Source organism: Methanoculleus sp. UBA413 (genome assembly GCF_002502935.1).
Taxonomy (GTDB): Archaea; Halobacteriota; Methanomicrobia; order Methanomicrobiales; family Methanoculleaceae; genus Methanoculleus; species Methanoculleus bourgensis.
The window spans coordinates 1-9,282 of record NZ_DAQR01000016.1; the positions used below are offsets into that span (position 1 = coordinate 1).

Here is a 9,282-nt window from a genome sequence, read left to right on the forward strand (position 1 = left end):
GGGGTGGGGGCCGGGGAGGGGGCGAGCTCCCTCCCCCCGTACGGAAGCCATGCCTGGGGTACAAACAGAGCCATGCTTCCCCCACCCGCCAAACCAGGGCGGTTTTCAGGGGAAATGTTAGCTGAAACGCTCCACTAGAGCGCTACGGCGGTTTGGGGCCGGGAAGGCTGGCGGAGTGGTGAGGGGGGCGCCCCTCCAGGTACACCCCTCATCCCTCAGTATCCAGCCCTTTGAGCATCCGCTCGATTGCCCACCGGCCCCGCCCGAATTCCTGCCCGAGGACCGCGACCGCGTCCTTCTTCGTCATCCCTGCATCCTGGAGTTCCGCAAACCGCACCGCGAGGCGGCTCGTCTCCGCATCGGTCCAGGGCTTCCCCCGGTTCGGTGGATCCCCGGTCTTCTCAGAGGCCCGGAGCCCCGGGAGGAGGTAACCCGGCTTCGTGGCCCTGATCTCCGCCGTCTTCGCCGCAAAGACCGGTTCTGAGATCTCAAACCCGGTCACCCGGCGGTTGAGGCCGATGGCGACCCGAGCCGTCGAGAACCCGCCGAGAAACATATCGCAGACCAGATCGCCCTCGTTGCTGCTGTACTGCATCATCTTCACCAGCAGCTCGGTCGGCAGTTCGTTCTTGTTCTTGAGCCTGCCCGGCTTGTACTCCCGGTTGATGGCCCAGACATCCTCCCGGTCGCGGTAGTTGAGCGACCCGGCGTCAGGTCCCCGCTCGTCGGTGCCGTACCGGGCCTCCAGGTTGAACGTCCGCCGGCCCCCCGGCTTTTCGTAGTAGAGGATGTGGTAGTGGGAGGAGACGTACTTCCTGCGGGTGTAGACCCCAAAGTTGTAGTGCCAGATGATGTGGTTGACCTCGGCCAGCCCGGTCTCCCGCAGGGCGGCGAGGATATGGTAGAGGTTCGTGTACCCCGAGACTATGTAGAGCGAGCCCCCGGGCCTGAGGATCCGTTCCGCCTGCCGGATCCACGCACGGCTGAACTCCCCGTACTCGTCGACCGGGACCTCGACGTAGCCCTCGACGACGAACCCCTCGTCCCGGTTGTAGTGCCGGTGGAGCCGGTCGCCGTTGATGCCGTAGGGGGGATCGGTGATGATCAGGTCGACGCTGTTCTCCGGGATATGCTCCTCTGCCCCGGGTACGCAGTCGCCGTTATAGAATGTGTTCCCGTTGATCGTTACGGACCGCATGGTCTCCTCAGGCCTGATCAGCGTTAGGGGATGCGCCCATATCAATCCTGCCATATCCTGCCGCCCCCTCCACAACGTTCATATCAGAACAGGCCCTAATTACGCCCACCAGCCGGTCAGGGAGGTTTTTGATGCACGAGAAGGATATTGACATCATGCGAAGGGCGCGTAATATCGACGGGCTGATCCGGGCGCTCGCGGACCCGGACGAGATCATACGCCAGGCAGCGGCCGAAGCCCTCGGCTCTGTCGGCGACGAACGGGCGATGGAACCGCTGGAGCGGCTGAAGTTCACGGACGCTGATGCGGAGGTCCGGCGGGCCGCGTCGCTTGCGCACGCCCAGGTAGCGGCAAGGCTTGCAGCGAAGAGGAGTATCGAGGGGATGCTCCTCAAGACGTAGCCGGGTCATGGAACCTGGGGGCAATCAATACCACCCCGCCCCCAATCGTGTCTTTGCGTGAGGCTATGATGCACCGGATAGAGATGACATGGTGCAGCGGAGCCGCCCCGGAAAAAGCATATATACCGCCGGGTGCGAGCACAGGCGGAGATCCCCATGACAACACTGGACGATATCGATACCATGCGTGATGCCCGGGACGTCGACGGGCTGATCCTGGCGCTCAAGGACGAGGACGAGTTCGTCAGGTCGCAGGCGGCCCTCTCCCTCGGGGCGCTCGCCGACCTGAGGGCGAGGGAACCGCTCGACCGCATGCGAAGCGAAGACCCGAGCCCCTCGGCCCGGGAGGCAGCCGCGACCGCGTACCGGTGGGTGGTCGGCCGCCTCGAGGAGGTCGAGGCCGGCCGCGGCATCACAGGGCGAAGAACCTGAGCCAGAGGAGCGCGGAGCCGATCCCGACCGTGACGAAGAGCACAAGCATCCCGACCTTCAGGAAGTCCACGAACGTTATCGAGATCTCGTTCCGGGCGGCGATCCCGACCACGACGACGTTTGCCGACGCCCCGATGGCGGTACCGTTCCCGCCGAGGCACGCGCCGAGCGAGAGCGCCCACCAGAGCGGGTAGGTATCCATCGAGGCACCCATATCATGGATCAGCGGGATCAGCGTGGCGGTGAGGGGGATGTTGTCCACGATCGCAGACGCGATCGCCGCGAACCAGGCGATGATCAGCATCGCCTCCCCCTGCGAGTGGACGTTACTCACCACGAACTCAGCAAGGGCCGCGATCATCCCGGTCTCGACGAGTGCGCCGACGACGATGAAGAGCCCGCCGAAGAAGAAGAGGGCGGGCCACTCGATCTTCTCAAAGATCTCCTCAGGAGGCTGCCTGCTCCAGAAGAGGAGGATCGATGCCCCGATCAGGGCGACGAGGGCCGGTTCCAGGCCGAGGAGGTCGTGGGTGAAGAACATCGCGATAACAAGCATGATGACGATGACCGACTTCTTGAAGAGCGGCCAGTCGCGGATCGCATCCCGCTCGTTTAGGTCTGCAAACGTCTTCTCGATCCCCTCCTGCTCGTCGGGCGAGACATGGAGGTCCTTTCTGTAGATGAGGAAGAGCATCCCCATGACGACGACGAGGTCGATGGCCATGATGGGGCCGAGGTTGATCAGGAACTCGTTAAACGAGAGCCCTGCGGCAGACCCGATCATGATGTTCGGGGGGTCGCCGATGAGGGTCGCCGCCCCGCCGATGTTCGAGGCGAAGATCTCGGCGATGAGGAAGGGCACCGGGGTGATCCGCATCACGTTTGCGATGTAGAGCAGCATCGGGGTGAGCAGGAGGACCGTGGTGACGTTGTCGAGGAACGCGCTGACGACCGCGGTCACGACCGAGAAGAGCAGCAATACCCGTATCGGGCTCCCTTTTGCAAGTTTCGCTGTCTTGATGGCGATAAACTCAAAGAGGCCGCTCCCCCGGGCGGTGTTGACGATGATCATCATCCCCATCAGGAGGAAGATGGTGCCGAGGTCGACGTAGACCGGGATCATCTCCCACGGGACGATGTGGAGGAAGACGATGACTGAGGCGCCGAGCATCGCCGCCACCGCACGGTGGATCCGCTCGTCGATGATGAGCGCGTAGGTGAAGAGGAAGACCGCGATGGCGATCAGTTCCGGGCCGATCATCGCTTACCGCCCCGGCGGCAGGCGGCGTGGGATGTCGCGAGAGGTTGACATATGGTCATAGAACTCCTCAAAAAGAATGATTTCTCCGGATCCAGATTTGCGGGATATTCCCATAACTATACCGGTCAACCCGGCTCACCGGGTGGGGAAGACCCAGGGATTCCCGCCCCGGCTCCGGAGGATCTTGTAGACCTCGCCCGCGAGGAGCACCGGGAGCCCGAGGAGGGCGATCAGCCCCCAGTCGGCGAGGGTCAGGGGCGCGGTCCCGAGGAAGTCCTGGAAGACCGGGACGTAGACCACCAGCACCTGGAGGGCGAGGCTCCCGAGGATGGCGTAGAGCAGGGCCGGGTTTGAGAAGAACCCGATCCGGTGGAGCGGGAACCGGAATGACCTGAAGTTCAGGACGTTGTAGAGTTCAAAGACGATCAGCCCGGTAAACGCCATCGTCCGCGCCCGGTCGAGGTCGATGTCGTAGAGCCCCGAGAAGACGTAGAGGGTCAGCAGCCCGAGCCAGGCCCCGAGGGCGAGGATGATCGTGAACGCAGCCCGCGTGAGGATCGGCTCGCCCGGGTCCCGCGGCCGCTGCTGCATGACGTCCTTCTCGGCAGGCTCAAGCCCGAGCGCAAGAGCGGTCAGGCCGTCGGTGATGAGGTTGATCCAGAGGATCTGGACCGGGATGAGGATCAGCGGCAGCCCCAGGAGGAGCCCGCCGACGATCGCGACGATCTCCCCGACGTTTGAGGAGAGGAGGTAGCGGGTGAACCGGGCGATGTTGTCGTACTCCCGGCGTCCTTCCTCGACGCCGGCGACGATGCTTGCGAAGTTGTCGTCCACGAGCACCATATCGCTTGACTCCTTCGCGACGTCCGTCCCCTTGATCCCCATCGCGATCCCGATGCTCGCCTTCTTCAGCGCCGGGGCGTCGTTCACCCCGTCGCCGGTCATCGCGATGACCGCCCGCTTCCGGGAGAGGATATCGATCACCCGGAGTTTGTGTGCGGCCGTGACCCGGGAGAGGACCTTCGTCGTCCGAAGCCGCTCTTCGAGTTCGTCGTCGGTCAGGGCTTCGAGGTCGGTCCCGGTAAGCGCCCCCTCACTCGGGAGCCCGAGGTCCTCTGCGATGGCGTAGGCGGTCAGGGGATTGTCCCCGGTGATCATGATGACGTCGATCCCGGCGCTCCTGCAGAGCCGGATCGCCTCCGCCGCCTCCGGACGCGGGGGGTCGAGGATCCCGGCAAACCCGAGGAAGATCAGATCCTCCTCCACCGCATCCGCCGTCCGGGGGAGATCGGCGGGGAGCGGGCGGTATGCGGCCCCGAGCACCCGGAGCCCCCCGGACGCGTACCCGGCGATATCCTCCCTGATCGTCTCGCGGAGGTCGTCGGTGAGCGCTACGACCGATCCGTCCACGAGCACCCCTGACGACCGGGCAAGGAGCACCTCAGGCGCCCCTTTCACGTAGGCGACGTCCCCGTCATCCTCCCGGTAGATGATCGTCATCCGCTTCCGGGTGGAGTCAAACGAGAACTCATCGACCGCCTCCGGGGCATCTTCCCGGGAGAGCCCCGCCTTCGCCGCCGCGACAACGAGCGCTCCCTCGGTCGGGGTCCCGAAGATCCGCCATCCCCCCGCCCCGTCGCGGGCGATGGTCGCGTGGTTGCAGAGGAGGACGGCCCGGAGGAACTGCCGAAGCCCCGGGTAGTCCCCCGGGTCGATTGCCCGGCCGTCGAGGAGGAACTCGCCCTCGGGGGCGTACCCGGTCCCGGTGACCGTAACCTCCGCACCCGGGGTCTTCACCCGGACGACCGCCATCTCGTTCCTGGTGAGGGTCCCGGTCTTGTCGGTGCAGATCACCGAGACCGCGCCGAGGGTCTCCGACGCCGGAAGCCGCCTGATGAGGCAGTTCTTCTGCATCATGGTCTTGATCCCGATGGCGAGCGTCAGCGTCACGACCGCCGGGAGCCCCTCCGGGATCACCGCCACCGCAAGCGAGACCCCGACGAGGAACATCTCCAGGAGTCCCCGCTCCTGCAGGAGCCCGACGACGACCGCGAGCGCCGCGATACCAAGGGCGATAAAGCCGATATCGCGGCCGAGGACGTCCATCTGCCGGGAGAGCGGGGTCGCTTCCGCCGTAACCAGCTGGGAAAGGCCCGCGATCTTCCCAAACTCGGTCTCCATCCCGGTGGCGACGACCACCCCCCACCCCCGGCCGTTGACGACCGTTGTGCCGGCAAACGTCATGTTGCTCCGCCCGGCAAGGTCGGTTGCGGGCGGGAGCCGGCCCGGCGCCTTATCAACGGGCGCCGACTCCCCCGTCAGCGGCGCCTCGTCGACCTGGAGCGACGTCGCCTCGACGATCGCAAGATCGGCAGGCACCCGCTCCCCCATCTCGAGGAGGACGACGTCCCCGGGCACGACCCCGGAGGCGTCGATCTCCTGCTGCTCGCCGTCGCGGATGACCACGGCCCGCTGGACGAGCATCTTCTTGAGCGCCTCGATCGCCTCCCCGGCCTGCCACTCCTGGGTGTACCCGAGGAGGGCGTTTAAGACGACGATGATGAGGATAGCGGCGGCGTCCTGGGGCTCGCCGACGAGGAACGAGACCACCGCGGCGATGGCCAGGATCGCGATGAGGATACTCTTAAACTGCCGGAGGAAGACCTGGAGCCGTGTTTCCCGGGCTTCCTCCCGGAGGACGTTCTCCCCGTAGCGCTCCAGCCGCTCCTCTGCTTCCTTCGCGGTCAGGCCGGCGGGACGGGCCCTGAGTTCCTGCAGGACCTCCTCCGGCGTGAGGCTCCACCAGTCGGGCGGCGGGGTCATACTTCAGAGTCTGGCATGGGTGCATAAAAACCCAGAGGATTTCTCCAGGTAACATTATATTGGGCGGTCCTGATCAGGGTCCGGTGGAGATGGAGATGAGCAGAATTGCAGTCCTGATCACAGATATGTTTGAGGATATCGAGTACACAAAGCCCGCGGAAGCCTTCCGGGCGGCCGGCCACGACCTCGTTCACGTCGGTCTTTCTGCGGGCGAGACCGTGCACGGGAAGAAAGAGAGGACGCCGGTCACCATCGACCAGGCCGCCGCCGATGTATCGGTGGACGAGTTTGACGCGCTCCTCATACCGGGCGGCTACTCGCCCGACAAACTCCGGGCCCATGACGCCCCCGTGGAGTTCGTGCGGCGGTTTGTCGAGAGCGGCAAACCGGTCCTCTCCATATGCCACGCGCCCCAGCTCCTGATCACGGCGCAGGTTCTCGAGGGCAGGAAGGTCACCGGCTGGAAGTCGATCATCCAGGATATCAAGAACGCCGGTGCGGAGTACGTCGACCGGGAGGTGGTGGTCGACGGCAACCTGGTATCGAGCAGGAAGCCGGAGGACATCCCGGCGTTCATCGCGGCGTCGCTTGAGAAACTCAAAGAGGCCGCGGTTGCAGTGCCGCGGTGAGCGGCCCCGCACAAACCCTTTTATTGATTCGGCCCGCACCCACTCTTCAGGAATGAGGTTCACGAGACCGGCATGGGGCAGGCTTGCAGTTATCGCCCTGATCATAGGGCTCTCAGTTCTCTTCTTCGCCACCGGAGCCGCGTATACCGATCTCCTCTACCTGGCGCTCATCCTGGCAGCGTTCTGGTACCCCGGACGTGCGGTATACGCAGGTGTCCTGGTCGCGGCGCTCCAGGTCGCCCTCGAGTACCCCCCCGGGCCCGAGACCCTCGTGCGTGCGGCGTTCTTTATCGCCATCGCCTACCTCCTCGGCCACCTCTTTGGTGCCGCCGGAGGGCGGCCGGAAGCCCGGCACCTCCGTATCGGTGAGCCCGGGCCGGTTGTCTGCGACCCTGATACGAGAAGGCTGATCACCCGGTTATCGAGCCGGAACCCCGAGACCCGCTACCAGGCGGCCGGGTGCCTCGGCGATGCCCGGGAACCGGCCGCGGTCGGGCCGCTCGCCGACCTCCTCGACGACCCGGAGAGCGGTGTGCGCTGGAAGGCGGCGGAAGCGCTCGGGAAACTGGGCTCCCCAGCCGTCGGGCCGCTCACGGAGAGCCTGAAGAACGAGAACGTGGACGTCAGGTGGATGGCCGCGGTCGCCCTCGGCGATATCGCAGACCCGGCAGCCATCCCGGCGCTTGTTGCGGCGCTCAACGACGAGGATACCTATGTCAGGAGCAGGGTTGCCCTCGCGCTCGCTGCCATCGGAAAGCCCGCGGAGGCGGCGCTCATCGCCGGCCTCTTGACCGGGAACGAGCGGGTCAGGTGGGGTTCGGCGCTGGCGCTCGGGAGGATCGGGGGGGCGGAGGCCGTCGAAGCCCTCATCGGTGCGCTCCATGACCCGGACGAAGACGTGCGGCGGCGGGCAGCGAGTGCGCTCGGGGATGCCGGGGAGGCGGCCGTCCCGGCGCTTGTTGCGGCGCTCAAGGCCGACGACCGGGATATCAGGCAGGGGGTGACCGCCGCCCTCGGCCAGATCGGCAAACCCGCCGTTTCCGCGCTCGTTATGGCGCTCCGCACCGGCGACGACCCGCACGTCCGTGCCGGAGCGGCTCTGGCCCTCGGGAAGATCGGCGACCCGGCGGCGGTCGATGCCCTGATCGAGGCCCTGGGCGACAGCAAGGAGGAAGTGGGCCGGGCTGCCAGGGAGGCGCTTGGGGGCATCAGAAGACATAACTTGGGTGAGGGAGCACCTGAACAACATGACTGATGAGAACCGGATTGGTGAACTGGTCGCCGACCTCCGGGAGGGGGGCATGGAGGTGCGCCGGGCGGCAACCGACGAACTCGGGGCGAGCGGGGAGGCGGCAATCGAGCCGCTGCTCGCCGTGATGCGCGAGGGTGACAACGACGTCAGGTGGTACGCCGCCCGGGCGCTGGTGCGGATCGGCGAGCCCGCAGTCGAGCCCCTCCTGCAGGCGATGCATGCCGGAGAGGACCGGGACTTCCGGCGCTACGCCATGGCTGCCCTTGCAGGCATCGGGGAGCCGGCGGTCGAGCCGCTCATCGCCGTCATCGAGGAGGGCGACCCTGACCTCCAGCCGTTCGCCGCCATGGCGCTCTGCAAGATCGGGGAACCCGCGATCGACCCGATCCTCCGGCTGATGCACCACCCTGACCCGGCGATGCAGGAACGTGCCGCCCTCCTCCTCTGGAAGATGGGTGAGCCCGGCGCCGAGGCGCTCACCGCGGCGCTGGAAACCGGGTGGGCCGGGAAGCGGTGAGCCGGGACCTCCCAAAACCACTCTTTTTAAATGTCCGATTTGTGAATAGTCCTCAAAATCTGTCTCGATGGTGGGCCCATATCCGGGCACGGTATCGTGAGACGAGGCTTCTAAATGCGTGAAGGGCCTATACATCATATATGGAGGTCTCACCTGCTACCGCCCGCTACTTCGAGGAACTGATTGAAGGGCTCGCGACTGCCATGGAACTGGCCGCTGCAGCACGGGCCCGGGGGCTCGACCCGACGACCGAGATCGAGATCCCGATAGCAAGCGACCTCGCCGACCGCGTGGAGGCGCTCCTTGGGTATACGGGGATCGCGGCCCGGATCCGGGAACTCGAACTGGAGATGTCCCGTGAAGAGGCGGCGCTCCGCATCGGCGACGATTTTGTGGCACGGAAGTTCGGTGAGACCACGCCTGAGGAGATCCTCGACCATGCCATCAGGGCGGCGATGGCGCTCCTGACTGAGGGTGTCGTTGCCGCCCCGACCGAAGGGATCGCGAAGGTGAGTCTCGGGAAGAACGACGACGGGACCGATTATTTGAAGATCTACTACGCGGGCCCCATCAGGAGCGCCGGCGGGACGGCACAGGCGCTCTCGGTGCTGGTGGGCGACTACGTCCGCCAGGCGCTCGGGATCGGGCGCTACATCCCCCGTCCCGAAGAGGTTGAACGCTACATCGAGGAGATCCGGCAGTACAACAGCATTATGAGCCTGCAGTACCTCCCGAGCGAGAAGGAGCTCCGGATGATCATCGAGAACTG

The 9,282-nt window shown here is 65.7% G+C and carries 8 protein-coding genes and 1 pseudogene; 6 read left to right on the top strand and 3 right to left on the bottom strand.

Annotated features, from left to right (window positions below; translation table 11 throughout):
• Positions 1–208 precede the first annotated feature (208 nt).
• Positions 209–1,252 (bottom strand): DNA-methyltransferase, encoded by a 1,044-nt coding sequence (locus BP858_RS01455; protein ID WP_286878646.1) that lies wholly within the window; start codon positions 1,250–1,252, stop codon positions 209–211.
• A gap of 77 nt (positions 1,253–1,329) precedes the next feature.
• On the opposite strand from BP858_RS01455, the gene BP858_RS01460 reads away from it, so the two are divergent.
• Together BP858_RS01460 and BP858_RS01465 are read left to right on the top strand one after the other, a co-directional pair.
• Positions 1,330–1,599, top strand: coding sequence for a HEAT repeat domain-containing protein (locus BP858_RS01460; protein ID WP_074175843.1), 270 nt, complete (start codon positions 1,330–1,332; stop codon positions 1,597–1,599).
• 156 nt (positions 1,600–1,755) lie between these two features.
• Positions 1,756–2,031 carry a HEAT repeat domain-containing protein gene (locus tag BP858_RS01465; protein WP_074175842.1) on the top strand — a complete coding sequence of 92 codons (276 nt, stop codon included), beginning with the start codon at positions 1,756–1,758 and terminating at the stop codon, positions 2,029–2,031.
• Here the strand turns inward: BP858_RS01465 and BP858_RS01470 are convergent.
• Both BP858_RS01470 and BP858_RS01475 read right to left on the bottom strand, forming a co-directional pair.
• Positions 2,012–3,292: an ArsB/NhaD family transporter gene (locus tag BP858_RS01470; protein WP_286878649.1), complete on the bottom strand. Its 1,281-nt coding sequence runs from the start codon at positions 3,290–3,292 to the stop codon at positions 2,012–2,014. The two genes, BP858_RS01465 and BP858_RS01470, sit on opposite strands and share 20 nt — an antisense overlap.
• Positions 3,293–3,427: 135 nt before the next feature.
• On the bottom strand, positions 3,428–6,115 hold the full coding sequence (locus BP858_RS01475) for a cation-translocating P-type ATPase (RefSeq protein WP_286878651.1): 2,688 nt from the start codon (positions 6,113–6,115) through the stop codon (positions 3,428–3,430).
• A 95-nt stretch (positions 6,116–6,210) separates the two neighbouring features.
• On the opposite strand from BP858_RS01475, the gene BP858_RS01480 reads away from it, so the two are divergent.
• The 4 genes and pseudogenes from BP858_RS01480 to BP858_RS01495 all read left to right on the top strand — a co-directional run.
• Positions 6,211–6,744, top strand: a complete 534-nt coding sequence (locus BP858_RS01480; protein WP_214166078.1) for a type 1 glutamine amidotransferase domain-containing protein — start codon at positions 6,211–6,213, stop codon at positions 6,742–6,744.
• A 52-nt stretch (positions 6,745–6,796) separates the two neighbouring features.
• A complete protein-coding gene (locus BP858_RS01485; protein ID WP_286878654.1) occupies positions 6,797–7,999 on the top strand; it encodes a HEAT repeat domain-containing protein in 1,203 nt (400 codons plus the stop codon).
• Entirely contained in the window at positions 7,992–8,513 is a 522-nt protein-coding gene (locus BP858_RS01490) for a HEAT repeat domain-containing protein (protein WP_286878656.1), read from the top strand. The genes BP858_RS01485 and BP858_RS01490 overlap by 8 nt, the downstream gene beginning before the upstream one ends.
• A gap of 140 nt (positions 8,514–8,653) precedes the next feature.
• A pseudogene (locus BP858_RS01495) lies at positions 8,654–9,282 on the top strand (DNA polymerase II large subunit); the annotation flags it as partial.